We start from the raw sequence: 25,153 nt of genomic DNA on the forward strand, positions 1-25,153 counted from the left end.
AGACGGCGCGACCGAAATCCAGCCGGCCGACTCAGGCGTCGACGATGAGGTAGCCCCGACGCTCGTCGAAGCCACCGATGCGTCGTCCCGCATTCAGGTGCGTGAGCAGGGCGTCGCGGACGCGCCGACGTTCTACCGCCGCAGCCTCCGGCTCGCGCCGCCGCAATGACTCGATGTCGCGCGGGATTGCCACGGATGCCCGAATCTCGGCATCCGACGGAGTGGGAACCGGCGGAGCCGCCAGAGCCCACGAGACCATCAGCCGATCGGACTCGTCGCCACGGTTCACCCCGTCATCCATCGCGCCGTAGTGGTCCACGAGGTACTCGGTGACGCGCGCACCGAGCACGGCGAGATTGAAGTGGGCGTTTCGCGACACGAGCGGATCGAAGGTCCACGTGACATGCCCGATGCCCCGGCGCAGTCCCCACTCCCGCTGATGCTGCTTCAGCATTCGCCCGAAACCCCGATCCTGGGCGCTCGGCAGGATGCCGGTGATGTGCGAGTGCATCGACCGAGCAGCGGGTTCGGCGAAGAAGGCGACGGATGCCCCCACCATGCGCTCACCCTCGAAGAGCCCCACCGCGTAGTTGCCCGAGTGAGCGAGGGCACGCAACAAGTTCGGCGGCATTCCGGTGCGATCACCGCCCCACACTTCCGACAGCACAGCCGACGCCTCGAAAACCTCGGCGACGGTGTCAAGCTCGCGGATGCTGAGCTGGGGCGATGCGGCGTCGCTCACGAGGCCCTCGATGCGGGCACAACGGGGATCGAGCCGGTCGGGGTGAGTTCGACACCCGCGGTGATGACGTGCTCGGCGAACAGTCCCGGCCAGGCCATGACCCCGTACGGCGTGCGAGCCACGATGAGGCGACTGTTCGGCATGAGCTCGTTGAGCCGGCTCGCGGTACGAAGCGGATGCGTCGGGTCGCCGGTCCACGCGAGGATCAGCGTCGGCACATCGATGCGGGCGAGCGCTTCCTTCGGTGGCAGATCGGCTGTCGCGGCTCCCCGGAGCACCGTCGGGAGGAGCGTCTCGTCGACCGCCGGAAGCGACTCGGGGGCATCCGCGAGGGCCGGCGGGACGGGCGTGGTGGAGCCGAGCTTCACGAATGCCTCGACACCGTGCCGTTCGATGAGATCCGCGTTCGTGCGGTAGACCTCGGCCTGCGCGCCCCTGGTCCCCCACGCCGTGGGCGGAACCATGAGGGTCAGGCTCGCAAAGCGAACTGGATCCTTGAGTGCGGCGTGCAGCATCGTGCCGGTGCCCATCGACGGCCCCACCCCGTGAACCGCTTCACCGGGAGCGACGGCATCCAGCACCGCCAGGAGGTCGTCGGCGAGGTTGTCCCACCGGTAGTCGACCGGATCCTCCGTGCCCGTCGATCCACCGTGACCACGGGCGTCGATGCGGAGGATGCGGTGATCCCGAAGGGCTCGGCCGAGGTCGAGTCCGAGGTGGCTGTCACGGCTGCGGCTGGACATCAGACCGTGCAACTGGACGACCAACGGACCGTCATCACCGGTCACATCGAAGTCGAGTGTGGCGCCTCGAACCCGCAGCGTGCTCACGTGCCCTCCCGGGCGTCCTCTGTGCGAAACGGTTGCCGCCTAGACTACGCGCGATGCGCTTGACGAACGTCGCCCGAATGACGCTGCCCCCCGGCCGAGTCCGCAGCCTCGTGTTTCCCGCCGAGGTTCTGCAGGACGCGGAGCCGCTGACGCTGTCGTTCGACCAGGGCCGGCACGTCGCCGAAGGCGATCGCCCCGCGTCATGGATGGCGATCTCATTCCGCCTGCGCACACCGGCAGCCCCCGACGAGATCGCTGACGCGTGGGCCACCGTCGTCGACAGGCACGGCACCCTCAGTACCGTGTTCGAACGGGACGATGACGGGACCGTGCGGGTACGACCGGCGCGACTGGGAGTCGGCCGGTGGGTGACGCATCCGGCACCGCCCGAGCGGCTGACACGCGAAGTGCTGCGCGAAGTGCTCGACGACGGATGCCGGCCCTTCGCCACCCCCTCCCACCGGCTGTGCCTCATCGAACCCGGTGGCGGGGCCGACCCGACGATCGTGATCGCCTCCGATCACGCACACGTCGACATGTGGTCGCTTCTCGTACTCGCGCGGGATCTCGCCGAGGTCGTCGACGACGAGCGGGAGGATCGCACGCCGGGTGGGGCGCTGCCTGCACCGCGAGCGTTCGCCGAGCACTCCGCAGAGCTTGCGGCCCGCGCTCCCGCGCCCGAAGCGATCACGACCCGATGGGCGGAGATCCTGGATGCCGAGGGCGGCCAGATGCCGCTGTTCCCCCTGACGTTGGGCGACGTCGCGGGGTCGCGATCGGAGATCGTCGATGTTCGCGACGTCTTCGACGGCTCCGAGTTCGAGGCCTTCTGCGAGCGCGCCGCCGCCGCGGGGGTCCGCGCTATCGCTATCGCGGTATCGGTCATGACGCGCGTGAGCCTCGCGATGGGTGACCAGCCGCTGCGCGCGGTGTTCCCCGTGCACAGCCGGCACGATCCGCAGTGGCACGACTCGGTCGGATGGTTCATCACGAACGCCGTGATCGAGTCATCCGACCCCTCGCCCCTCGCATGCGCCCAAGCGGTGAAGGAAGCGATCGGCCTCGGCTCGCATCCGCTCGGCCCGATCCTCGCTCCGTACGGCGGCATGCCGGCAACCCCTGGGATGTTCGCGGTGTCGTGGCTCGATACCGGGCGACTACCGATCGCGCCGGGCAGGCTCCGCGACATCCAGTACGTGTCGGCGGTGGTGCGCACCGACGGCGTCATGATCTGGTTCATCGCGAATGAAGCAGGGTTGCACCTGCGTTGCCGGTACCCCGACACCCCGGAGGCCCGGCGGAACGTCGGCGCGTGGCTGGATGCCGTCCACTCCGGGCTGCGCGACACGATTGGCGCGTGATCGGTTCGGTCGCGCCGTCATGAGGGCGAAACCACAGCGCACCCGCAGCACGACGCGACCGAAACGAAGAGCTCTCAGTTCAGTCGCGCCGTTTTGCGGGCGACGGTTGCGCGCACCCGCAGCACGACGCGACCGAAACTGATCTGTGCCGGGAGCAGGCGCTAGCCTGAGGCCCATGACGGCACCGACGCCCGAGGCTACGACGCCCACCGACACCCGCTTCTTCGGCCAGCCGCGGGCCCTCGCCACGATCTTCGGCGTCGAGATGTGGGAGCGCTTCAGCTTCTACGGTATGCAGGGGATCCTGCTGATCTACCTCTATTACTCGGCCGCGCAGGGTGGACTCGGGATCGACGAGGGGATCGCGACCGGAATCGTCGGCGCATATGGCGGCGCCGTCTACCTCTCGACGATCCTCGGCGCGTGGATCGCCGACCGGATACTCGGCTCGGAGCGCGTGCTGTTCTACAGCGCCGTGGTCATCATGCTTGGCCACATCGCCCTTGCGCTGTTGCCGGGACTGCTCGGCGTGGGCGTCGGACTGGTGCTGGTCGCCGTCGGATCGGGAGGCCTCAAGGCCAACGCGACCTCCGTCGTGGGCACGCTCTACACGGAGGACAACCCGCGCCGGGATGCCGGCTTCTCGCTCTTCTACCTCGGCATCAACCTCGGCGCCTTCCTCGGCCCGCTCCTGACGGGCCTGCTCCAGTCCACTGCCGGTTTCCACTGGGGCTTCGGTCTCGCGGCTGTGGGGATGGCGATCGGTCTCGTCCAGTACACCCTCGGTCGCAAACGGATCCCGGCAGAGGCATCCGTCGTGCACAACCCGCTGCCCCGCAATCGCTACGCCCTCATGATCGGCGTTGCTGTGGGCGCAGTCATCGTCGTCGCGATCCTGATGTTCGCGCGGGTCATCCGAGCAGACAACCTTGCCGATATCGTCATCCTCGTCTCCCTCGCGGCGACGATCGCGTACTTCGTCGTGATCCTGAGCTCGCGCAAGGTGACAGCGCTCGAACGTTCACGGGTGGTCGCCTTCATCCCGTTGTTCATCGTGAGCGTCGGGTTCTGGTCGCTCTACCAGCAGCAGTTCACGGTCATGACGGTCTATTCCGACAAGCGCCTGAACCGCGACCTGTTCGGGTGGGAGATGCCGGTTCCGTGGGTGCAGTCGATCAACCCAATCTTCATCATCATCCTCTCGGGGGTTTTCGCAGCTCTGTGGACCAAGCTCGGCACCCGCCAACCGTCGACGCCCGTGAAGTTCGGGCTCGCGGCCATCATCATGGGCGCCGCGTTCCTGCTGTTCCTGCCCTGGGCGGGAGGCGGCGAGAACACGACACCGCTGCTCGCGATCGTCGGCATCCTGTTCGTGTTCACCGTCGCCGAGCTCCTGCTCTCGCCGATCGGGTTGTCGATCACGACCAAACTCGCTCCCAGTGCCTTCCGCACGCAGATGGTGGCCCTCTTCTTCCTGTCGGTCGCGCTGGGGACCGCGATTGCGGGCTGGCTCGCGCAGTTCTACGACCCACGCAACGAGGTGCCGTACTTCTCGAGCCTCGGGATCGCCGCGATCGTCTTGGGCGTCGCGCTGCTGCTGGCCGTGAAGCCCGTCCTGAAGCTGATGAAGGGCGTGCGCTGAGTCCAGCACGATCGGCGGCTGCGATCGACACACGAAGACCGATGGCACAGATCGGCGCCGCAGGGAGTGAGGACGAGCGCAGCACACGAGAGAATCGGTCCATGCCCACAGCCCAGCTTCCCCTCGATCACGCGTGCCTCATCGTCCACGGCACGGACTCCCCCGGCATCGTCGCGGCGGTCTCGGCTCTGATCACGCGGCAGGGCGCGAACATCGTGCAGTTCGATCAGTACTCCGACAACCCTGCCGGCGGCGCCTACTTCCAGCGCGTCGTCTTCCACCGGCCCGGCCTGCGCGAGGCCATGCCCGCGATCGAAGCGGACCTCAACGAGACTCTCGGCACCGGCTTCGATCTTCATTGGTCGATCACCGATCAGTCGGTCCCGAAGCGGATGGCGATCCTCGCCTCAAAGCAGGACCACTGCCTGCTCGACCTCCTGTGGCGGCACCGCCGGGGCGAGTTGCCGGTAGATATCCCCGTCGTCATCTCGAACCACACGGATGCCGAGGCGGATGTCACCGGTTTCGGCATCCCGTTCGTGCACGTGCCCTCGGTCGCCGGACCCGACAAGAGCGCCAGCGAAGCGCGCATCCTCGAGGTGCTGGCAGACGCGGATGCCGACTTCGTCGTCCTGGCGCGCTACATGCAGATCCTCAGCGGCGAGTTCCTCGAGCGCGTGGGCGTGCCAGTGATCAACATCCACCACTCGTTCCTTCCGGCCTTCATCGGTGCACAGCCGTATCGCCAGGCAAAGGCCCGGGGCGTGAAGCTCATCGGGGCAACCTCGCACTACGTGACGACCGACCTCGACGAGGGGCCGATCATCGAGCAAGACATCGTGCGCGTCACGCACGCGCAAACCGCTGCCGACCTGGAGCGGCGCGGCGCCGATGTCGAACGCGCCGTGCTCTCGCGCGCCGTGCTCTGGCACGCGCAAGACCGTGTCATCCGTCACGGAAACCACACCATCGTCTTCTGACCGCTCGCGCCCCCGGCGCACGTTGTCGCGCCATCGAGGCGCCGGATAGGCTCACGGAGTCCCCCATCTCGAGGAAGAGGCAGCTCATGGCCATTGCCCTAACGAACCCCGCGACCGGCGAAGTCATCGAGACCTTCGAGCCGCACGATGAGGCCGAGGTCGAGCGCCGCATTGCCGCCGCACAGTCGGCGTTCGTCGCGCTGCGCGACACAACGTTCGCCGAGCGCGCCGGGTGGATGCGCCGCGCCGCCGAACTGCTCGAAGCCGATGTCGACGAGATGGCGCGCACCATCACGATCGAGATGGGGCGTCCCCTCGCGCAGTCTCGCGCCGAGGTGCTCAAGTGCGCTCGGGGATGCCGGTTCTATGCCGACAACGCCGAGGACTTCCTCGCCGCCGAGACGCTCGCCGACCCGTCCTCAGTGAAGGCGTCAGCGGCCGGAACCCGCTGGGCACCGCTGGGCATCGTGCTCGCCGTCATGCCCTGGAACTATCCCCTGTGGCAGGTCATGCGCTTTGCCGCCCCGGCGCTCATGGCTGGCAATACGGGGCTGCTCAAGCACGCTTCGAACGTTCCACGCTCGGCGCTCTACCTCGACACCCTGTTCGAGCGCGCCGGGTTCCCCGTCGGCTCGTTCCACACGCTGCTCATCCCGGCATCCGGGGTCGAACGGGTGCTGCGCGACTCGCGGGTGGTCGCGGCCACCCTCACCGGATCAGAACCTGCGGGCCGCTCTCTGGCGTCGATCGCGGGTAGCGAGGTCAAGCACGTCGTGCTCGAGCTCGGCGGCTCGGATCCGTTCGTCGTGATGCCGACAGCGGATCTCGAGGCCGCGGCATCGGTCGCGGTGACAGCGCGCAACCAGAACAACGGACAGTCCTGCATCGCTGCCAAGCGGTTCATCGTCCACACCGACGTCTACGACGATTTCGTGGCACGGTTCGTGGAGAAGACCGCAGCGCTGCGCGTTGGCGACCCCCTCGACGAGGGCACCGACGTGGGCCCCGTTGCGACCGAGAGCGGCCGGGACGAACTCGCTGAGCTCGTCGATGATGCCCTCTCGCACGGCGCCGAGGCGTTGACCGGCGGCTCGGTCCCCGACCGACCGGGCTGGTTCTACCCGCCGACGGTCCTCGCCGGTATCACGCGGGATATGCGCCTGTTCCAGGAGGAGGCCTTCGGCCCTGTAGCCACGGTGTTTCGCGTCGACTCCCGTGAGGAGGCCGTCGAGATCGCCAACGCGACGACGTTCGGGCTGTCCTCCTCGCTGTGGAGCACCGACGACGACGAGATCGAGTGGTTCATCGACCGCCTCGAAGCCGGCGCCGTGTTCGTCAACGGCATGACCGTCTCGCACCCGGAATTGCCGTTCGGGGGCATCAAGAACTCTGGCGTCGGGCGAGAGCTTGCCGCTGCCGGCATCCGTGAGTTCATGAACCTGAAGACGGTCTGGCGCGCCTGAGGTTCGTCGTCAGGGAAGGATGACGATTTTGCCCGGTTCGTGCGAGGACTCGAGCGCCTGGAAGGCCTCCACCACGTCGTCCAGCGCGTAGGTAGCCACAACCGGGAAGACGATCGTGCCGGCCGCGATGTCCTCGCCGAGAGCGCGGAGGTTCTCGGGCGTGCGGGCTGCACGCTCGACGTTGTGCACTCCCAGCTCGTCGAGGGCGGCGTAGGCGGCGATCGCGACCATCCGGTCGACCGAGACGCCAAGTTCGATTCCCGCATCCAGTGCGTCGCGGCCGTGGCAGTCCATGACCGCGGTGATCTCGCCGAGATGGCGCACTCGCTCGGCGAGCCCCTCGCCGTACTCAACCGGTTCGACCCCGAGTGACCGCAAGAAGTCGTGGTTGGCCACGGATGCCGACCCGATGACCCGGGCTCCGCGTGCGATCGCGAGCTGCGAGGCCACCAGTCCGACGGCGCCGCTCGCGCCACCGACCAGCACGACATCGTCCTCGTCGACCGGGACGGTTGCCAAACACGAGACCGCGGTCAGGCCGGCAACATGCAGCCCACCGGCGACCTCGACCGCAAGCCCCTCGGGCCGCCGTGCGATCTCTGCCGCGTTCGCGACCACCTGATCGGCGATCGCGCCCGCGGCGCGGCCCATGACGGCATCCCCGACAGAGACCGGCGTCCCGTCCGCATAGGCGGCCCCCTCGCCGACCGCGATGACGGTGCCGGCGAAGTCGCCACCGATGCGTCGCGGAAACGGGGCGTCCGAGGGGATGAATCCGCCGCGAGCCTTCGCGTCGTAGGGGTTCAGCCCGGCAGCTTCGACGGCGACCAGCACCTTCCGTGCGCCCGGCGAAGGGTCTTCGACCTCGGTCACGAACAGGACCTCGGGTCCTCCGACTTCGTTGTACATGGCTGCGCGGGTCATACCCTCGAGCGTAGCGAGGCGGGCGCCGATGCGGACCGAGCAGGGCTATATGAATCCCACGGGAAACCTCGGCGCCTGCGTGGCCGATCGGCACATGCCAAGCTGTCGCCATGGCGAACTCGCCCACCGGTGACTCGATGACAGAGCGCATCGTGCGCGTCCTGGAGACCTTCACGTCCGAACGGACCGTGCAGTCGGCATCCGAGATCGGTCGACGGTCGGGGCTCCCGTCCTCCAGCGCCCACCGCATCGTGGATGACCTCGTTTCGGCCGGCCTGCTCGATCGGGACGAGGATGCGCAGATCCGCCTGGGCATGCGCCTGTGGGAACTCGCCCTGCGCGGATCCTCGGCACTACGCCTGCGAACGGCGGCCCTCCCTCACATGGAGGCGGTGCAAACGACGATCCGCGAGCACACGCAGCTCGCCGTACGCGAGAAGGACGAAGCGCTGTTCATCGAACGTCTCTCGCATCCGGATGCCGGTGCCAACATCACCCGCATCGCTGGTCGGCTTCCGCTGCACGCCTCGTCGTCGGGCCTCGTCCTGCTCGCCTACGCGCCGGCGGCGGTGCGCGCGAGTGTTCTGGGCGGCCCGTTGCGCGCCGTGTCAGGCGAGACCATCACCGACCCGCGGACACTCGAGCGCGTGATTGCGGGGATCCGACGCGACGGTGTGGCTATCGCGCCCGGATCGATTCAGTCAGTGTCCACGGGTGTGGCGGTTCCGCTTCGCCACGAAGGCGAAGTCGTGGCCGCGTTATCCGTCGTGCTTCCCCGGGATGCCGACCCGACGCCGGCGGTCGCCGCGCTGCGGGATGCAGTCGCAGCGATCGAGAGCGATCTTCGACGCCAGCGACTCTGACCGCGATCTGGTCCCGTTCAATGGGAAAGTGCCGGTTCGAACCGGTCTGATGTTGCAGACTCGGCGAAGACCCGCATCCGTCGAAGGAGACGCCATGTCCACCGTCCGCACCCAGGTAGCCATCGTCGGCGCCGGCCCCGCCGGCCTGCTGCTCTCACACCTCCTCGCCGCGCGAGGCATCGAGTCAATCGTGCTCGATCAGCGCTCGCGCGAAGAGATCGAGAAGACGATCCGCGCCGGCATCCTCGAGTACCCCACCGTGCAGCTGCTCGACGAGACCGGCGCTTCACCGCGCGTGAAGACGGTGGGCCAGCGCCACGACGGAATCGAGCTGCGCTTCCAGGGCGAAGGTCACCGTATCGACTTCCCCGCACTCACGGGTCGCAGCGTCTGGCTCTTCCCGCAGCACGAGGCCCTCATCGACATGATCGCTGTGCGCATGGCAGCGGGGCAGGACCTGAGGTTCGGTGTCACTGTCGACCGTGTCGACGACATCGAGACCGATCGACCCCGCGTGTTTGCAACGAACCCCGACGGCTCGCCCTTTGAGATCGAGGCCGACTTCATCGTCGGCGGCGATGGCTCTCGCAGCCTGGTCCGCGCCGCCGTCACGGGATCGTCGACCGGTGGGTACTTCCGCGAGTACCCCTTCGCTTGGTTCGGCATCCTGTGCGAGGCGCCGCCCAGCTCCGAGGAACTGATCTACAGCAACTCTCCGAACGGCTTCGCTCTCATCAGCCAGCGCAGCGCCACTGTGCAGCGGATGTACTTCCAGTGCGATCCCGAAACCGACCCGACTGTCATGAGCGAGGCCGAGATCTGGGAGACCCTGCAATCGTGCGTTCCCGGCACGACACTGCAAGAGGGGCCGATCTTCCAGCGCGACGTTCTGCGGTTCCGCAGCTTCGTGGCCTACGAACTGCGCCGCGGACGCGCCGCCCTGGTCGGGGATGCCGCCCACACGGTTCCACCGACCGGCGCCAAGGGCATGAACCTCGCGGTGGCCGACGTGGTGCTGCTCGACCGCGCGCTCGGCGCGCTGCTAAACGAGGGCGACGAGCGACTGCTGGACTCCTACGCCGAGACGGCCCTGCAGCGTATCTGGAAGGCCCAGCACTTCTCGTGGTGGATGACGAGCATGCTGCACCTGACGCCCGAGGCATCCGACTTCGATCGCCGCCGCCAGATCGGCGAACTGCGGTCGGTCGTCGAGTCCGAAGCTGGCCAGACCTACCTCGCGGAGGCCTACACCGGCTGGGCCTTCGCGTAGCAAGCGTCGCTCAGCGGTCGGGGGCACCCTCGACCGCTCCAGCCATCACGCGAAGCGCGTGTGCGAGGGCCTCGCGTTCGGGGCCTTCCAGAGCCCCGAACATCTCGCTCTCGACCTCGCGGGCGATCTGCCGCGCCTGAGCGAGCACGTCGCGGCCAGCCGGGGTTGCGACTACCACGTTGGCTCGCCGGTCGTTGGGGTCGGGCTCACGCTCGACGAGCCCGCGGGACTGGAGCTCATCGATCAGCGCGACGATCTGGCTGGGGTCCAGCCGGAGGAACTCCGACAGTTCACGCTGGGACGGACGGGCGTCGTTCGCGGCGATGGCCAACACGGAGTACGCGCGCACACGCAGATCGAGCGACTGGAGCGCCGCGTTGACCCGCGAGAGCGACACCGCGTTGGCCCGCGCCAGCAGGAACGCGAGGTCGTCTCCAACCGGGGTGCGCCACAGACGCTCCGAGCGGACGGGTGGCTCTGTCGCCCGCGCCTGATCGTTTGCTGTGGACACCCGGCGATTGTAGCAATTCGCTGCCGAAAACAATCGTTGAACTTGACAACGATTCGTCAGAGTGTACACAATCCTCACCATGAGCAGTGTCGCCCTCCCCCGCACGATCTTCGACGAGTCCCACGACGACTTCCGAGACACCGTGCGTCGTTTCGTGCAGCGCGAGGTATCGCCGCACCTGGATGCCTGGACCGAAGCCGGGCGCGTCGATCGAAGCCTCTTCGCGAAGGCTGGCGAGACCGGACTGCTCGGCATCTCGGCACCCGCTCGCACCGGAGGCGGAGACGTCGACGACTTCCGCTATAACGCGATCATGATCGAGGAGCTCGCCTCCGCCGGCGCGACAGCGGTCTCGATGTCGCTGTGCGGCATCAACGACCTCATCGCTCCCTACCTGATCGCATTCGGCTCGGAGCAGCAACAAGACCGCTGGCTAACCCCGCTGGTCGCGGGCGAGCAGATCGGTGCCATCGCGATGACCGAGCCGGGAACGGGGTCAGATCTCGCATCCATTTCAACGACGGCGCGAGCCGACGGCGACGATTTCATCCTCACCGGTTCCAAGACCTTCATCTCCAACGGGCTCCTGGCAGATTTCGTGATCGTGGTTGCACGCACGGATCCCGACGCCGGTCGCGCCGGATTCAGCCTTCTGGTCGTGGAGGAGGGCATGCCCGGCTTCACCCGCAGCGGCCCTCTGAAGAAGATCGGCCTCGGCGCACAAGACACCGTCGAGCTCTCGTTCGCTGAGGTGCGAGTGCCCGCTGAGAACGTGCTCGGAAAGCCCGGCGACGGGTGGATGCAGCTGCGCCACAATCTGCCGATCGAGCGCTTGCACATCGCAGTGACGTCGATGGCACGGATGCGCGCGACCTTCGAGCAGGCCCTTGAGTACGCGACGCAGCGGACGGCGTTCGGTCAGCGGATCGCGGACTTCCAGGCCAACCGCTTCTACCTGGCAGAGCTTGCGACGCAGATCGAAGTCGCGCAGGTGTTCGTCGACCGCTGCATCCTTGACGCGGCCCACGGCCAGCTCGATGAAGTGACTGCTGCGATGGCGAAGTGGTGGGTGACCGAGCTGCACCAGAAGGTCATCGACCGAGCTCTGCAGTTGCACGGCGGGTACGGGTACACGAGGGAGTACCCGGTCGCCCACGACTACCTCGACTCTCGCGTCGCCACCATCTATGGCGGCACGACCGAGATCATGAAAGAGATCATCGGCCGCCGCCTGACACGCGAGTGAGACAGCGCCGCACGCTGGCAAAGATCAATCGTTGACTATTGCAATGAAATCGGATTGACTAGGCGCTGTCGGCCAGGGCCGAGAGTGCCTCGAGAAGCAAGGGAGCGCCATGTCGCTGCAGGGCAAAGTCGCCATCGTCACCGGATCGGGTCGAGGTCTGGGCCTCGCCTACGCTCAGGAACTCGCTCGACAGGGTGCGGCAGTGGTCATCAATGACGTCGACGACCAGACTGCCGCCGACGCCGTAGCCACGATCGAAGCCGAGGGCGGCCGGGCCACCGCGGTAGTCGCACCGGTCGGGCCGACCGAGACCGCACAGAAGCTGCTCGCCGCCGCGCTCGACACCTTCGGCGGTGTCGACATCCTCGTCACGAACGCCGGCGTGCTACGCGACAAGACGCTGTGGAAGATGACCGACGACGACTTCGACACCGTCATCGGCGTCCACCTGCGCGGCACCTTCACGTGTGTCCGCGAGGTCGCAACGCACCTGCGTGAGGCCGGCAAGCCCGGCCGGATCATCTGCATCGGCTCACCGACAGGCCAGCGCGGAAACTTCGGGCAGACCAACTACGCCGCTGCCAAGGCCGGCATCGTCGGCATGGTGCGCACCTGGGCGCTCGAGCTCAAGAAGGCAGGGATCACCGCCAACGCCGTCATCCCCGTCGCAGCCACGGCCATGACGGCCACGGTCCCCTACTTCGCTGCCGCCGTCGAGGCATCCGAGCGCGGCGAGGTCATGCCAGCGTTCTTCCGCCACGACCTCGGGTTCGGCACCTCCGAGGATGTCGCAGGAGTCATCGCTTACCTCGCATCCGACGACGCCGCCCACATCACCGGTCAGGCGATCGGCGTCGGCGGGGACCGCATCCAGCTGTGGTCGCACCCCGAGCCCGTCGTCACGGCCTACCACGAGGGCGGCTGGAGCACCGAGGTCCTGCGGACCGAAGCGCACGAGCTGTTCGACGGGCAGTTGCAGTCCGTGGGCGAGACCTTCCCGCCGCTTCCGGAGGAGCTGCAGCGGTGACAACCCGCTACGAGCCGGCGATCGACGTCGAGGCCTTGAGGGCCATCGACGTGCACGTGCACATCGAGATCGACGAGCACGGACACTCATCCCTCCCTGATGACTTGGCCGAGGCGGCTTCGAAGTACTTCCGCACCGACGGGCCGCGGCCCGATCTCGACTCGATCGCGCAGTACTACCGCGAGCGCTCGATGGCAGCTGTCGTGTTCACCGTGGACTCGGAGTCTGCGCTCGGGCATCCGCCCATCTCCAGCGTCGAGATCGCCGAGGGCGCTGCGCGCAACAATGACGTCCTGATCCCCTTCGGTTCGGTCGACCCTCGCAAGGGGCCCGCCGCCGTCGAGACAGCGCGGCGCCTCATCGAAGATCACGGCGTGCGTGGATTCAAGTTCCACCCCACCGTGCAGGGCTTCGACCCGAGCAACCCCGCGTACGCACCCCTCTATGCCGCACTCGAGGATGCCGGCGTCGTCGCCCTCTTTCACACGGGCCAGACCGGCATCGGCGCGGGGATGCCCGGCGGCCGCGGCTTCCGCCTCGGCCTGTCCAACCCCATGCTGCTCGACGGCGTAGCCGCCGACTTCCCGCGGCTGCAGATCATCATGGCCCACCCCTCCGTGCCCTGGCAGGACGAAGCACTCTCGGTCGCTACCCACAAGCACAACACGTGGATCGACCTGTCGGGCTGGAGCCCGAAGTACTTCCCCGAGAGCCTCGTGCGCGCCGCCAACTCGTACCTGAAAGATCGGGTCCTCTTCGGCACCGATTTCCCCCTGCTGACCCCCGAGCGCTGGTTCACGGATGCCGAGAAGACCGCCCTGAAGCCCGAGGTCATGCCCGGCATCCTGAAGAACAACGCCGCACGACTGCTGGGTCTGACACCCTCGACCTGACCCACCGCATCATCCAAGGAGACACCATGACGACCACCGTTGCCTTTGCCGATCTGAACACCCTGGTCGGCACCGACCTGGGCTACTCGGACTGGTTCGAGGTCACCCAGGACCGCATCAACACGTTCGCTGATGCCACTGACGACCACCAGTGGATCCACGTCGATCCGGAGCGGGCGAAGGAGGGGCCCTTCGGCGCGCCGATTGCGCACGGCTTCCTCACGCTGTCGCTGTTCATCCCGATGTGGGTGGATCTCCTGGACGTGCAGGGCGCAGGAACGAAGGTCAACTACGGCCTCGACAAGGTGCGCTTCGTCTCGCCCGTTGCCGCCGGCTCGCGCGTCCGCCTGACTGCCACGATCGCCGAAGTGGTCGAGGTCGGCGGCGGCATCCAGCTCGTCGTCGATGGGACGATCGAGATCGAGGGCGGCACCAAGCCTGCCGTCGTGCTGCGGAGCCTGCAGCGCCTCTACGCCTGACCGGATGCGGGGTCGAGTGCCCCGCATCCGCATCGACTGATTCACCGACGAATCCGCTCCTCGAAGAAGAGAACTCCGATGCACAATCACGGACTGGGCGCATGGATGACCACCCGGCGCCAGAAAACCCCCGATAAGACCGCCCTGGTCTTCGACGGCCAGAGCACCACATACCGTGCGTTGGCTGACGACACCGACCGAATTTCCGCTGTGCTCGGGCGCCGCGGTATCGGCATCGGTGACGCTGTGGCCTTTCTCGGCGAGAACAGTCCTGAGTTCCTCTCGGTCATGTTCGCCTGCGCCCAGCTGGGGGCGATCTTCGTGCCGGTCAATACAAGACTGGCGCCGCCCGAGGTCACCCACGTTCTCACCGACTCCCGGGCGCGGGCCCTCATCGTCGACGCGGCGCTGCACGAGAAGGCGCTCGAGGGCATCGCCGCCGCGCACATCAGCCACGTGATCCCCACCGGTGAGGGCACGGCTGATCGCCCGGGGCTGTCCCCGCTGCTCCGCGGCACTCCGTTCGGCCACACGGATGCCGCGGTCGGCCACAATGACCCCGCAGCCATCATCTACACCTCGGGCACGACCGGAAAACCCAAGGGCGCGGTCCTCACGCACGGCAATCTCATCTGGACGGCGATCAACTGCGTGGTGGACTACGACGTCGTGTCCACGGATGTCGCGCTGATGATCTCACCGTTGTTCCACGTCGCAGCCCTCGGAATGGGAGCCCTGCCAATCCTGCTCAAGGGCGGCACGATGGTCCTCGAGAAGGGCTTTGAGCCGGGCCGGGCCCTCGCTCTGATCCAGGAGTACCGCGTCACGATGCTCAGCGGTGTTCCGACCACCTACCAGATGATGGCTGACCATCAGGACTGGGGCACGACAGACCTGTCGTCGCTGGCCAAGCTCACGTGCGGTGGCTCCGCGGTGCCCACCCGGATCCTCGATGCCTATGAGGATCGAGGATTGTCGTTCTCGCAGGGCTACGGCATGACCGAGACCTCGCCGGGGGCCACTTCACTCTCGCCGACGATGACCCGTGCGAAGCAGGGTAGCGTCGGGCTCCCCCACTTCTTCACCGAGATCCGTATCGCCGACGAAAACGGTGCGATGGTTCCCCGCGGAACTGTCGGCGAGATCGAGGTGTCGGGCCCCAACGTCTTCGCCGGCTATCTCAACCTGCCCGAGGCCACCGCGAAGGCATTCACGTCAGACGGGTGGTTTCGGTCGGGCGACCTCGGCTATCTCGACCGCGACGGCTACCTTTACATCTCCGATCGACTGAAGGACATGATCATCTCGGGCGGTGAGAACATCTACCCGGCCGAGATCGAGAACCACATTTCCAGCATCGAGGGCGTGACCGGCGTCGGTGTGATCGGCATCCCTGACGAGCAGTGGGGCGAAGTTCCCTGGGCTGTCATCACCGTGAAGGACGGGATCGACCTCGATACCGAGACCGTGCGCGCTCACCTTGACGGCAAGCTCGCGCGCTACAAGTTGCCCAAGAACGTCGTCATCGTCGATGAGCTGCCGCGTACGGCGTCTGGGAAGGTTCGCAAAGCTGATCTGCGTGCCCGCTTCGGGAACGGCTGAGCGCGCACCGCACGACGAATACCTATGCCCTGAGGTATAGTCCGAACTCTATGGGCGATGAGCGCGCAACGATGCCACACGCCCGCGTCGCCCTCGTCGTCGCGGTGTGTCTGGTCGCCATCAACATGCGGCCCACCATCACATCGGTGGGGCCGCTGCTCGAACAGATCGGTGCCGACACCGGGCTCGGGCCGAGTGCCCTCGGCCTGCTCGCGTCCATTCCGCTGGCCACGTGGGCGCTGGTCTCCCCGTTCGCCTCCGGAATGAGCCAGCGATTCGGGATGAGCCGGGTCGTGTTGTGGTCACTGGCGCTACTGACAGTGGGCACCGTGGTGCGATCGGTACCAGGCCCGACAGTGAGCCTCTGGATCGGCACCGCCGTGATCGGCGTCGCGCTCGCTATCGCGAATGTGCTCATGCCCGCCGTCATCAAGCGGGAGTTCCCCTCACGGGTCCCCATGATGATGGCCGTCTATACGGCGCTACTCGGCGGCGCCGGTGCTGTCGCATCCGGCGTGGCGGTGCCCGTGGCGCAGTGGGGTGCGGGAGTTACCGGTGCGGAAGGGTGGCGCCTTTCGTTGGTCACCACCGGCGCCATCCTGCTACCGGTGGCGATCGTCGCGTGGCTCGTGGCGATGCGTGGCCGCCGAGAGCAGGCCGCGCCAGCCGGCACTGCCGGACAGTCACGGGGTATCTGGAAGGACCGCACCGCCTGGGTCGTGGCCGCGTACATGGGCTTCCAGTCGGCCACGTTCTACATCCTGGTGACATGGTTGGCGACGATCGCTGTCTCGACCGGCCGCAGTGCGGTAACTGCAGGCATCGACGTCATGATTTACCAGGTCGGCGCGTTGGTGGGCGCCATTGCGGTGCCGGTAGTGCTGCGGGGCGGCGCTGCGCGCTGGGTGCCCGCCATCCTGCCGGTGATCGCGCTGGTGGGATTGACAGGGCTCATCGCGGCGCCCGAGGCCATCCTCGCGTGGGTGATCGTGCTGGGACCGGCATCCGGCGCCTCGCTCGGCGTCTCCCTGACGCTCATGGCCCAGCGCGCTCGAGACCACCATGGCGCGACCGCCCTGTCGGGCATGGCCCAGTCGGTCGGTTACCTCATGGCCGCGGCAGGTCCGGTCCTGTTCGGTTCGCTCCACAGTGCGACTGACGCATGGCTGCTGCCGCTCTTGCTCGTTGTGGCGATCCTGATCGGGCAGAGCCTGTCGGGCCTGGCCGCCGGCCGAGAGCGCTACGTCCTCGAGCCGCACTGAGCGGCTCGAGGACGTAGCTGAACGGGTCAGAGCGGGTACTGACCCGGCTCTCGGCGCATCGTGATCCACCGAGTCTCGGTGAAGGCATCGATGTTCGCCTGGGCACCTCCGTGGCGTGAGCCCGTGCCGGATGCTCCGGTTCCGCCGAAGGGCGTGTTGGCCTCGTCGTTCACGGTCTGATCGTTGATATGCACGATCCCGGTCGGGATCTGCTGTGCGAGGTCCCACCCCGCGAGCGCGTCCTTGGTGACGATGCCGAGGGACAGGCCGTAGTCGGTCGCCGACGCGAGCGCCACGGCCTCCTCGTCGGTCGAGAACTTCACCACCGACGCGACGGGTCCGAAGACTTCTTCGCAGTAGGCGGGCGCTTCTGCGGGCGTGTTCGCGAGCACTGTCGGTCGGTAGAACAGGTCCTCGTAGGTGCCGCCCGCGCGCAGCTCGGCGCCGCTTGCGACGGCATCCATCACCAGGGCGTGTACCCGATCGCGCTGTACCTCATCGATCAGGGGACCCAGGTGCACAGGCCCGGCAGCGGGATCGCCGACGTGCATCGACTCAGCCTTCGCAGCGAGCTTCTCGACATACTCCTCGAAGACACTCTCGTGCACGATGTGCCTGCCGACGGTCATACAGATCTGCCCCTGATGCAGGAACGATCCCCACGTAGCGAGGTTGACTGCCTGGTCGATGTCGGCGTCATGCCGGATGATGAACGCCGAGTTCCCGCCGAGCTCGAGGTGGGCACGCTTGAGGTTGCGACCCGCCTGCTCACCAACGATGCGGCCGGCACGGGTGGAGCCGGTGAACGCGATCACGCGGACACGGGGGTCTTCGATCATCGCCTGGCCGACATCCGCGCCGCCCGGAACCAGCTGCAGCAGCCCCTTCGGGAGCCCAGCCTCCTCGAAGACCCGCACGAACGAGACTCCACCGGTGATGACGGTGCGCGGGTCCGGCTTGAGCAGCACGGCGTTGCCGAGCGCCAGCGCGGGAGCCACCGCACGGATGCCGAGGATCAGCGGAACATTGAATGGTGAGATCACACCCACGACGCCGACCGGCACCTGTTCGGTCATCGAGAGGCGTGGCTCCTCAGACGAGAGGACCGCACCCTTGGGGGCCGAGGGCAGCGCCGAGGCTTCGTAGCATTCGGCAGCGGTGACGTGAAGCGCAAAGCCCGCAAGCGGCGGGATGGCTCCGACCTCACGGACGTTCCAGCCGCCGATCTCATCGGCGTACTGTTCCCAGAGCATCCCCGCCTTGCGCAGCACTGCAGCGCGCGCCGGGTGCGGCATCGCCGCCCACTCCTTCTGCGCTGCAGCTGCCGACTCGGCAGCACGGGCGACATCGCCGGGGCCAGCCATGCCGACAGCGGCGAGCACCTCCCCCGTTGCAGGGGCGACGGAATCAATCTGTCCGCCTTCGCCCGCTACCCATTCGCCGTCGATGTAGATCTTCCCCGCGAACACCGCTGGGTCGATGAGAACGTCGGTGTCTTGCGCGATCGTCATGGTTCCTCCTTGATTCCGTTGACGCCGTGACCGTTCCGATCCGGTGTGTTCGGCGGATCAGGCCGGTCGGATGATACTGCCGGTGTCGCTCGCCCCTCGAGCCAACCGCTGAGCCCGGCGGCCGACGCTGCTCGCCGCCCAGCCCGTACGAATGACTCGCATGGCATCTTCGGCCAGCGCGACACCCTCTGCATAGGGCTCTCGCCAGATTGCCAGCATGTCGGCGACGAACTCGGGCAGGATCGAGCGCGAGAACGCCTCGACCCCCCACCGCCCCTCGTACCCGTCATCAAGCGCGCCTTGGACGAGCCGGGGGATGTCGACTGCGCCGGTGGAGAGCAACCCCCGGCCTGATTGTCCGAGTTCGAGGTACGCGAGCCGCGGCATCGCCGTGCGGATCGCCTGGGCGGCGTCGGCCTCTTCGACTGCCATATGAAAAGAATCGAGGTGGATCCGGAGGTGCTCGGAGCCGCTGAGCTCCGCGTACTCCATCGCCTGCGCCGCGGTGTTCACCATCGCCGTCTCATAGCGGTTGACCACTTCGAACGTCATCGTGATGCCGTGCTCGTGGGCGTAGTCAGCCACCTTCCCCACCGATGTCGCGGAGCGTTCGCGTGCCGCCGCATCGATGGGCGCCATCGGATGCCCGAAAACGCCGTAGGGAACACCATTGAGCTGATCGCCCCCGAGCGCCGCGGTCGCATCCACCATCGCGTACAGCGCCGCCTCACCCGCCCGACGTTCGTCGGCATCCGCCGAGGACACGTCGGCCCCGGGCATTTGCCCTGCGATCGGGATCGGCGTCAGCCCCGCGTCATCGAAAAGGCGACGGAGCGATGCGAGATCGGTTGCCGCCGGGTCGAATGGCGCCAGCACGATCCGGCGGTATCCGGCTTCGGCTACCCGCACCAGGGCCTGGGGGGTAAGCGGTGAATCGGGCCCGTCGACCAGCACATTGATGTGGCAGGCGATGTCGAGATTCATGACCATCGCTCTAGAAGGTCGGCAGGTCGAACCGCTGCTTGAACGCCGAGTAGCCGTCGTCGACATGCACGACAGTGCCGTTGATGACATTGGCTTCGTCGGAGGCGAGGAACGCGACGACGTTCGCGATTTCCTCCGGCTCGGTCATCTTGTTGCGCAGCTGCTCGGAAGCAAAGAGCGACTTCAGCTCGTCGGAGAACTGGTTGATGATCGGCGTACCCACGCGCCCCGGTGTGATCGCGACAGCGCGCACGCCGTACTCGGCGAGCTCGTATGCGGCAGAGCGGGTGAACGAGATCACGGCAGCCTTCGCGGCGCTGTAGCTGAACGCGAGTTCGGCGGCCTGCTCGCCGTAGATAGAGGAGGTGGAGATGATGACCCCGCCGGTGCCCTGCTTCTTGAACTGACGGCCGGCCGCAAGGATGCCGTAGTAGACGCCGTCCTGGTCGACGCGGATCATCGGGTGGTAATCCACCGCGGGATCGTGGTCGAGGAGGGGCTTGCCGCCGGCGATACCGGCGTTGTTGAAGATGACATCGAGCTTGCCGAAGGCATCGACCGTGCTCTGCACGGCGGCCTCGACCTCCTCGAAGACGGAGACGTTGACTCCCACCGCGACTGCCGAGCCCTCCGGGAGCGTGTCGACCGCTTCCTGCGCGCGGGTCGCATCGATGTCGGCGACGGCGACTTTGGCGCCCTCGGCGATGAACTTCTTGACCGTTGCCAGCCCGATTCCGCTGGCGCCACCGGTGATGAGGGCGACCTTGCCTGCCAAACGCATGGTGATGTCTTTCTGTGTCGTGGTGTGCGGCGCAGCCGCACGTGAGGATCTGGTGCCGGTGGGGGCGGGGCCGCAGCGTTCCCGCCCCCACCGGGGTTTCAGTGGATCAGCCGAGCTTGTCGGACGGCGTGATCTCGGCGGCGTTGGCCTTCGTGACGAGCGTCGTGGCGACCGCGTCGAAGTTGGAGCTCGGCATCGTGCCGCTCTCCAGGTACGCGGTGATGGCGTCGACCACCGACGCGTTCACCAGCGGCCAGGGCTGCTCGACCGTTGCGAGCATCGTGCCTGCCTCGATCGCGGCGAGCGCCTCACTCGTGGCGTCACAGCCGGTGACGACAGCCGATGCGCCAGCCTCGCTGACCGCCTGCACGGCGCCGAGTGCCGCGTCGTCCCAACCGACCCAGACGGCATCCAGTCCGTTGGGGTTGGCTGCAAGGTAGTCGGCGACCAGAGCAAGGGCCCCGGTCCGTCCGGTAGCCGGTGAGACGACCTGCTGGATCTCGCCGCCGGCGAGGGTCGCCCCTGCAGCTTCGACAGCCTCGGCTGCGAGCTGGGAACGCATTCGGATGCCAGCGTGAGGGTCGTGCCCGATCACCATGATCGTCTTGCCCTCAAGGCCACCGATCGCGTCAGAGGTCGCACCCATGGTCTGGTCCACGATGCCCTGCTGATCGGTCGTGATGTTCAGCGCGAAAGCGTCGTTCGGCTCGGTCCCGGAGTCCACAGCGAACATCGGGATCCCCGCGTCCTTGGCTGCCGTCGAGATCGAGGCGATGGACGCGATGTCGGTGAAACCGTCGAACACGACATCGGCTCCCTGTCCGATGGCGCTCTCGACGGCGGGGTTCATCTTCTGGAAGTCGAAGTCACCCTGGATCATGGTGAGGTCCCAGCCGTACTCGGCCGCCTTGGCCTCGACGTCCTTAACCCACCACGCGCCGATCGGGGTCTGGTTGCCGGAGGTGAACGCCACAACCTTCGTGGGTTCGGTGTCGCCTCCGCCGTTGTCGCCGCCGCCTGATGAGCAGCCAGCAAGGGCGAGGGCAGCGACCGCGGTCGCGGCCGCGAAGGCCTTGATTGAAGTACGCACTATCTACTCCTTTGTGTATTGCGTTTTCTCTGTGTGCTTCCCCGGGGATGGGGATCCGAGTCGGGACTCGGAGTCATGGGATCGGTGGGGTCACCGCTCCCGATGTTTGAGGGACGAGAGCGTCACGGCGGCGATGATGATGATGCCGGTGACGACCTGCTGCACGTACGCGTTGACGCCGAGGATGTTCAGGCCGTTGCTCATGACGCCGATGATCGCGACGCCGACCATCGTGCCGACGAGGTTCGCGGCGCCCGAGCGAACGATGGTCATGCCGAGGAACACCGCAGCGACCGAGAACATCATGTTGTCCTCGCCCTGAACCGCGCTCGCGCTGCCGAGGCGGGCGGCGAGCAGGATGCCGCCGATGGCCGACACGAATCCTGCGATGGTGAAGGCGAGTAGACGCGCGCGTCGCACGTTGACACCCGAGAGGCGCGACACCTCAACGCTGCCGCCGATCGCATGCCACCGACGACCAAGAGTCGTGTAGCGCAGGACGAACCACAGGATCACCGAGATGATGATCGCGAAGTAGACCGGCATCGGGATCTCCAGCAGTTTGCCCTGACCCAGCTCGTTGAACTCCGGTGGGAAATTGAACAGCGTTGTTCCCTGTGTCACCAGGAACGCGAGACCGACGACCGAGGTCATCATGGCAAGCGTCGCGATGAAAGCCGAGAGGTTCAGGTAAGCGACCAGGACGCCGTTGAGCAGGCCGATCAGCAGACCCACGATGAGGGCGAGGGCGATGGCTGCCGGGACGGGCATACCGCCGAGCATTGCCGCCCCGGCTGTCGCGCCGGCCAGAGCCGAGGTAGCTCCGACCGACAGGTCGAAGTCGCCGACGACCATGACAACGGTCTGCGCACCGGCGATGATCGCGAGGATCGAGACCTGATACAGGATGTTCTTCACGTTCACGAACGTGAGGAACACGTCGGGGCGCATCAGGAAGAAGAACAGCACGAGCACGATGAGGGCGACGATCGTGCCGCCTTGCAGCATCCATCTGCCGGCATTGCTGGCGTGACCGACCACGATCGACGTGGTCGTCGGGGACTTCTGGTTGTCGGTGGAGGTCATGACTGGGGCTTCCCGTAGCAGTAAGAGAGGAGGAGTTCGTCGTCGGCTCCCTCAGCGGGGACCGTGCCGCTGATCTCGCCTTCGTGGAGGATGATGATCCGGTCGCTCATCCCGATCAGCTCGGGAAGCTCCGAGCTGACGGCGATGATCGCGGTACCCTCGGCAGCGAGCTGCCGGATGAGCCGGTAGATCTCCGCCTTGGTACCGACATCGATGCCTCGGGTCGGCTCATCCATGAGCAGAACCTTGGGCTTTCGGGCGAGCATCTTCGCGAGGACCACCTTTTGCTGGTTCCCGCCGGAGAGCTCGCCGACGTGCTGGCGTGGGCTTCGCGCCTTGATCTTGAGGTCCGAGATACCGCGCTTGGTGATCGTGGACATCTTCGCGCCCGACACGATGCCGGCAGTGCTGATCGTCGGAATGTTGGCCACCGCGATGTTGTCCTGGATCGAGGCGGCCAGAATGACACCCTGGCTGCGACGCTCTTCCGGAACGAGCGCGATCCCGGCTTCCAGGGCCCTGCCGACTCCGGGCGAGGAGGGAAGGACGGTGTCGCCGACGACGATCTCGCCGCCCACGTGCTTCTGGGCACCCGAGAGGATGCGCAGCAGCTCACTGCGCCCGGACCCGGCGAGGCCGCCGATGCCGAGCACCTCGCCCTTGCGGGCGACGAAAGAGACATCCTTCACCCGGCGCCCGTCCAGGTGGCGCACCTCGATGGCTACCTCGTCAGTTGCGGTCCCCCGCTCGGGGAAGAGTTCGTTCGCGTTGCGTCCCACCATGAGAGAGATGACCTCATCGATGTGGGAGTCAGCGACATCCTTCGTGACGATGTGGGTGCCGTTGCGCATGATCGTGAGCCGATCGCACAACTGGAACACCTCTTCAAGACGATGCGACACGTAGACGATCGCTACACCGCGATCCCGCAGCGCGCGCAGCACCGAGAACAGCTCCACGATCTCGGTGTCAGTCAGCGAGGCAGTGGGCTCGTCAAGAATGAGGACCTTGGCGTCTGTTGCCAGAGCGCGGGCGAACGCCACCATGGTCTGTTGCACCGGCGAGAGGTCACCGGCAAGCGCGTTCAGGGGAATCTTGCGCTGGTTGATGCTCTCGAGCTGCGCCTTCGCGCGCTTGCGCATCTGACCCCACTGCACGATCCCACCCCTGCTGGGCGTCTGCTCGCCGAGCAGGATGTTCTCGGCGACGCTGATCGTCGGGATGATCGACAGCTCCTGGTATAGCGCCACCACGCCCGCCGCGTTCGCGACGCGCACATTGGCGAACTCGACCTTCTCGCCGTTGCGATAGATCGTGCCGCCATCGGGCGCATACACGCCGGTCAAGATCTTGATGAGCGTCGACTTACCGGCGCCGTTCTCGCCGAGCAGCGCGTGAATCTCGCCCGGAAGGACCGAGAACTGCGCCCGCTCGAGCGCGTGGACGCCGTCAAAGCGCTTGTCGATGTCGTGCGCGGCGAGCGCAGGGACGTCGACCGGGCGCACCTCGGGGCGCTCTTCCAACAGGGTCATTCTGACTCCTCGAAGCGGTTGCAGCGGATGACGACCTTCGGGTGCACACCGCTGACATGGACCGCGAAAGCCTCGGACGCGTCATCCAGATCGAAGACCGCCGCGGTGAGCTCGTCCACGTCCAGATGCGGCAGGATCTGCAGCGCCCTCGGGAAAGCGTAGGGCGAGACGAACACGCCAGTGAGCGTGAGCTCCTTCAGGTACAGGTAGTCCGAGAGGTTGAGCGGCATCTCGAACTGCGCGGGATACATCGCGCCGTAGACGACGGTGCCTCCCTTGGCAGCGATGTCGAGAATCCCCTTCACGGCGCGGGTCGAGCCGGAGGCGTCGATGACGACGTCGTAGCCCCGACCGTCGGTGATCTCATCGGTCCGCGCGAACTGGTCCTCGGCGACGGGGTCGATGACGAATTCGGCGCCGTGACGGGTGGCCATCTCACGTCGCTCGGCGATCGGTTCGATCATCGTGAGCGACGTCGCGCCATACATCCGCATGACCTGCAACGTGAGCTGCCCGATCGGGCCGCCACCGACGATCGCGACCCGATCTCCGACGCGAATACGGGTCTTGTCGGCGATCCGCACCGCCACCGAGGTCGGCTCCAGCAGGCACCCCTTCAGAAGCGACACCGAGTCAGGCAGCTTGTAGAGCTGCGACTCGTGCCAGGTGATCGTCTCGGCCATCCCCGGGCGGTTGTACTCCTGGATGTGCTCGCAGAACTGCTGCTTGCCTTCCTGGCAGGGGCGGCAGGTGCCGCAGAAGCGCAGGAAGTTGCCCGCGACGCGGTCACCGACCTGCAGCCCATTGCGGTGCGCGCGCTCGCCGAGTGCTTCGACGACCCCCGATAGTTCGTGGCCCAAGCCAATCGGCACGTCGGTGCCGAAGTAACCCTCGGCCAGGTGGGGGTCAGATCCGCAGATCGCCGAGTAGGCGACCCGGACGCGGACGTCCTCCGGCCCGAGTTCCTGCTCGGGGAAGTCCACGACCTCGACGCGGCCGCGTGCGCTCTCGTCGGGGTCACGCAGGCTTCCGATGCGGGTGACAGCTACGGTCTTCATTCGTCTCTCCGGTGAG

General features: G+C 66.8%; 23 protein-coding genes. 12 read left to right on the top strand and 11 right to left on the bottom strand.

What is annotated here, in order from left to right; genetic code table 11:
• Positions 1-31: 31 nt before the first annotated feature.
• Together AADH62_RS01875 and AADH62_RS01880 are read right to left on the bottom strand one after the other, a co-directional pair.
• A complete protein-coding gene (locus tag AADH62_RS01875) occupies positions 32-742 on the bottom strand; it encodes a GNAT family N-acetyltransferase (RefSeq protein ID WP_341578041.1) in 711 nt (236 codons plus the stop codon).
• Positions 739-1,572, bottom strand: a complete 834-nt coding sequence (locus AADH62_RS01880) for an alpha/beta hydrolase (protein WP_341578042.1) — start codon at positions 1,570-1,572, stop codon at positions 739-741. The genes AADH62_RS01875 and AADH62_RS01880 overlap by 4 nt, the downstream gene beginning before the upstream one ends.
• A 53-nt stretch (positions 1,573-1,625) precedes the next feature.
• Here AADH62_RS01880 and AADH62_RS01885 point away from each other — a divergent pair, with 53 nt between their 5' ends.
• From AADH62_RS01885 to AADH62_RS01900, 4 genes are all read left to right on the top strand, one after another.
• Positions 1,626-2,933 (top strand): peptide synthetase, encoded by a 1,308-nt coding sequence (locus AADH62_RS01885; protein ID WP_341578043.1) that lies wholly within the window; start codon positions 1,626-1,628, stop codon positions 2,931-2,933.
• Between the two features lie 175 nt (positions 2,934-3,108).
• Positions 3,109-4,575, top strand: coding sequence for a peptide MFS transporter (locus AADH62_RS01890; RefSeq protein ID WP_341578044.1), 1,467 nt, complete (start codon positions 3,109-3,111; stop codon positions 4,573-4,575).
• Between the two features lie 101 nt (positions 4,576-4,676).
• Entirely contained in the window at positions 4,677-5,555 is an 879-nt protein-coding gene (gene purU / locus AADH62_RS01895) for a formyltetrahydrofolate deformylase (RefSeq protein WP_341578045.1), read from the top strand.
• 86 nt (positions 5,556-5,641) lie between these two features.
• Positions 5,642-7,018 (top strand): NADP-dependent succinic semialdehyde dehydrogenase, encoded by a 1,377-nt coding sequence (locus AADH62_RS01900; protein ID WP_341578046.1) that lies wholly within the window; start codon positions 5,642-5,644, stop codon positions 7,016-7,018.
• Between the two features lie 9 nt (positions 7,019-7,027).
• On the opposite strand, the gene AADH62_RS01905 is transcribed toward AADH62_RS01900, so the two are convergent.
• Positions 7,028-7,942, bottom strand: coding sequence for an NADP-dependent oxidoreductase (locus tag AADH62_RS01905; RefSeq protein ID WP_341578047.1), 915 nt, complete (start codon positions 7,940-7,942; stop codon positions 7,028-7,030).
• Between the two features lie 110 nt (positions 7,943-8,052).
• Here AADH62_RS01905 and AADH62_RS01910 point away from each other — a divergent pair, with 110 nt between their 5' ends.
• Together AADH62_RS01910 and AADH62_RS01915 are read left to right on the top strand one after the other, a co-directional pair.
• The gene (locus AADH62_RS01910) at positions 8,053-8,805 is read left to right on the top strand and encodes an IclR family transcriptional regulator (protein WP_228178307.1); all 753 of its coding nucleotides are present in this window, start codon (positions 8,053-8,055) and stop codon (positions 8,803-8,805) included.
• Positions 8,806-8,899: 94 nt separating this feature from the next.
• Complete coding sequence (locus AADH62_RS01915; RefSeq protein WP_341578048.1) at positions 8,900-10,075, top strand: 4-hydroxybenzoate 3-monooxygenase; 1,176 nt, start codon at positions 8,900-8,902, stop codon at positions 10,073-10,075.
• A 10-nt stretch (positions 10,076-10,085) separates the two neighbouring features.
• Here AADH62_RS01915 and AADH62_RS01920 read toward each other — a convergent pair whose 3' ends face one another.
• A complete protein-coding gene (locus AADH62_RS01920) occupies positions 10,086-10,586 on the bottom strand; it encodes a MarR family winged helix-turn-helix transcriptional regulator (RefSeq protein ID WP_341578049.1) in 501 nt (166 codons plus the stop codon).
• A 79-nt stretch (positions 10,587-10,665) separates the two neighbouring features.
• On the opposite strand from AADH62_RS01920, the gene AADH62_RS01925 reads away from it, so the two are divergent.
• The 6 genes from AADH62_RS01925 (at position 10,666) to AADH62_RS01950 (ending at position 17,095) form a co-directional block, all read left to right on the top strand.
• Positions 10,666-11,832: an acyl-CoA dehydrogenase family protein gene (locus AADH62_RS01925; RefSeq protein ID WP_341578050.1), complete on the top strand. Its 1,167-nt coding sequence runs from the start codon at positions 10,666-10,668 to the stop codon at positions 11,830-11,832.
• Positions 11,833-11,941: 109 nt separating this feature from the next.
• A complete protein-coding gene (locus AADH62_RS01930) occupies positions 11,942-12,859 on the top strand; it encodes an SDR family NAD(P)-dependent oxidoreductase (RefSeq protein WP_341578051.1) in 918 nt (305 codons plus the stop codon).
• Positions 12,856-13,752, top strand: coding sequence for an amidohydrolase family protein (locus tag AADH62_RS01935; RefSeq protein ID WP_341578052.1), 897 nt, complete (start codon positions 12,856-12,858; stop codon positions 13,750-13,752). Before AADH62_RS01930 ends, AADH62_RS01935 begins: the two co-directional genes overlap by 4 nt.
• Before the next feature lie 26 nt (positions 13,753-13,778).
• The gene (locus AADH62_RS01940; RefSeq protein ID WP_341578053.1) at positions 13,779-14,231 is read left to right on the top strand and encodes a MaoC family dehydratase; all 453 of its coding nucleotides are present in this window, start codon (positions 13,779-13,781) and stop codon (positions 14,229-14,231) included.
• A gap of 78 nt (positions 14,232-14,309) precedes the next feature.
• Positions 14,310-15,833: an o-succinylbenzoate--CoA ligase gene (gene menE, locus AADH62_RS01945; RefSeq protein ID WP_341578054.1), complete on the top strand. Its 1,524-nt coding sequence runs from the start codon at positions 14,310-14,312 to the stop codon at positions 15,831-15,833.
• A 50-nt stretch (positions 15,834-15,883) separates the two neighbouring features.
• Complete coding sequence (locus AADH62_RS01950; RefSeq protein ID WP_341578055.1) at positions 15,884-17,095, top strand: MFS transporter; 1,212 nt, start codon at positions 15,884-15,886, stop codon at positions 17,093-17,095.
• Positions 17,096-17,121: 26 nt separating this feature from the next.
• Here AADH62_RS01950 and AADH62_RS01955 read toward each other — a convergent pair whose 3' ends face one another.
• The 7 genes from AADH62_RS01955 to AADH62_RS01985 form a co-directional block, all read right to left on the bottom strand.
• Complete coding sequence (locus AADH62_RS01955; RefSeq protein ID WP_341578056.1) at positions 17,122-18,606, bottom strand: aldehyde dehydrogenase family protein; 1,485 nt, start codon at positions 18,604-18,606, stop codon at positions 17,122-17,124.
• Positions 18,607-18,663: 57 nt separating this feature from the next.
• On the bottom strand, positions 18,664-19,590 hold the full coding sequence (locus AADH62_RS01960) for a sugar phosphate isomerase/epimerase family protein (protein ID WP_341578058.1): 927 nt from the start codon (positions 19,588-19,590) through the stop codon (positions 18,664-18,666).
• Positions 19,591-19,600: 10 nt separating this feature from the next.
• On the bottom strand, positions 19,601-20,371 hold the full coding sequence (locus AADH62_RS01965) for an SDR family NAD(P)-dependent oxidoreductase (protein WP_341578060.1): 771 nt from the start codon (positions 20,369-20,371) through the stop codon (positions 19,601-19,603).
• A gap of 106 nt (positions 20,372-20,477) precedes the next feature.
• Complete coding sequence (locus AADH62_RS01970) at positions 20,478-21,461, bottom strand: sugar ABC transporter substrate-binding protein (protein WP_341578061.1); 984 nt, start codon at positions 21,459-21,461, stop codon at positions 20,478-20,480.
• Between the two features lie 90 nt (positions 21,462-21,551).
• Positions 21,552-22,547 (bottom strand): ABC transporter permease, encoded by a 996-nt coding sequence (locus AADH62_RS01975; protein WP_341578062.1) that lies wholly within the window; start codon positions 22,545-22,547, stop codon positions 21,552-21,554.
• The gene (locus tag AADH62_RS01980) at positions 22,544-24,079 is read right to left on the bottom strand and encodes a sugar ABC transporter ATP-binding protein (protein WP_341578063.1); all 1,536 of its coding nucleotides are present in this window, start codon (positions 24,077-24,079) and stop codon (positions 22,544-22,546) included. Before AADH62_RS01980 ends, AADH62_RS01975 begins: the two co-directional genes overlap by 4 nt.
• Positions 24,076-25,137 (bottom strand): zinc-dependent alcohol dehydrogenase, encoded by a 1,062-nt coding sequence (locus AADH62_RS01985; RefSeq protein WP_341578064.1) that lies wholly within the window; start codon positions 25,135-25,137, stop codon positions 24,076-24,078. Before AADH62_RS01985 ends, AADH62_RS01980 begins: the two co-directional genes overlap by 4 nt.
• Positions 25,138-25,153 lie beyond the last annotated feature (16 nt).

This window comes from Microbacterium schleiferi, assembly GCF_038150145.1.
Lineage (GTDB): Bacteria > Actinomycetota > Actinomycetes > Actinomycetales > Microbacteriaceae > Microbacterium > Microbacterium schleiferi_B.

Excerpts from the sequence above, each read along its gene's own strand:
- AADH62_RS01885 (WP_341578043.1), top strand. The coding sequence starts at position 1,626 with ATGCGCTTGACGAACGTCGCCCGAATGACGCTGCCCCCCGGCCGAGTC.
- AADH62_RS01890 (WP_341578044.1), top strand. The coding sequence starts at position 3,109 with ATGACGGCACCGACGCCCGAGGCTACGACGCCCACCGACACCCGCTTC.
- purU (WP_341578045.1), top strand. The coding sequence starts at position 4,677 with ATGCCCACAGCCCAGCTTCCCCTCGATCACGCGTGCCTCATCGTCCAC.
- AADH62_RS01900 (WP_341578046.1), top strand. The coding sequence starts at position 5,642 with ATGGCCATTGCCCTAACGAACCCCGCGACCGGCGAAGTCATCGAGACC.
- AADH62_RS01905 (WP_341578047.1), bottom strand. The coding sequence starts at position 7,942 with ATGACCCGCGCAGCCATGTACAACGAAGTCGGAGGACCCGAGGTCCTG.
- AADH62_RS01910 (WP_228178307.1), top strand. The coding sequence starts at position 8,053 with ATGGCGAACTCGCCCACCGGTGACTCGATGACAGAGCGCATCGTGCGC.
- AADH62_RS01915 (WP_341578048.1), top strand. The coding sequence starts at position 8,900 with ATGTCCACCGTCCGCACCCAGGTAGCCATCGTCGGCGCCGGCCCCGCC.
- AADH62_RS01925 (WP_341578050.1), top strand. The coding sequence starts at position 10,666 with ATGAGCAGTGTCGCCCTCCCCCGCACGATCTTCGACGAGTCCCACGAC.
- AADH62_RS01930 (WP_341578051.1), top strand. The coding sequence starts at position 11,942 with ATGTCGCTGCAGGGCAAAGTCGCCATCGTCACCGGATCGGGTCGAGGT.
- AADH62_RS01940 (WP_341578053.1), top strand. The coding sequence starts at position 13,779 with ATGACGACCACCGTTGCCTTTGCCGATCTGAACACCCTGGTCGGCACC.
- menE (WP_341578054.1), top strand. The coding sequence starts at position 14,310 with ATGCACAATCACGGACTGGGCGCATGGATGACCACCCGGCGCCAGAAA.
- AADH62_RS01950 (WP_341578055.1), top strand. The coding sequence starts at position 15,884 with ATGGGCGATGAGCGCGCAACGATGCCACACGCCCGCGTCGCCCTCGTC.
- AADH62_RS01955 (WP_341578056.1), bottom strand. The coding sequence starts at position 18,606 with ATGACGATCGCGCAAGACACCGACGTTCTCATCGACCCAGCGGTGTTC.
- AADH62_RS01960 (WP_341578058.1), bottom strand. The coding sequence starts at position 19,590 with ATGAATCTCGACATCGCCTGCCACATCAATGTGCTGGTCGACGGGCCC.
- AADH62_RS01965 (WP_341578060.1), bottom strand. The coding sequence starts at position 20,371 with ATGCGTTTGGCAGGCAAGGTCGCCCTCATCACCGGTGGCGCCAGCGGA.
- AADH62_RS01975 (WP_341578062.1), bottom strand. The coding sequence starts at position 22,547 with ATGACCTCCACCGACAACCAGAAGTCCCCGACGACCACGTCGATCGTG.
- AADH62_RS01980 (WP_341578063.1), bottom strand. The coding sequence starts at position 24,079 with ATGACCCTGTTGGAAGAGCGCCCCGAGGTGCGCCCGGTCGACGTCCCT.
- AADH62_RS01985 (WP_341578064.1), bottom strand. The coding sequence starts at position 25,137 with ATGAAGACCGTAGCTGTCACCCGCATCGGAAGCCTGCGTGACCCCGAC.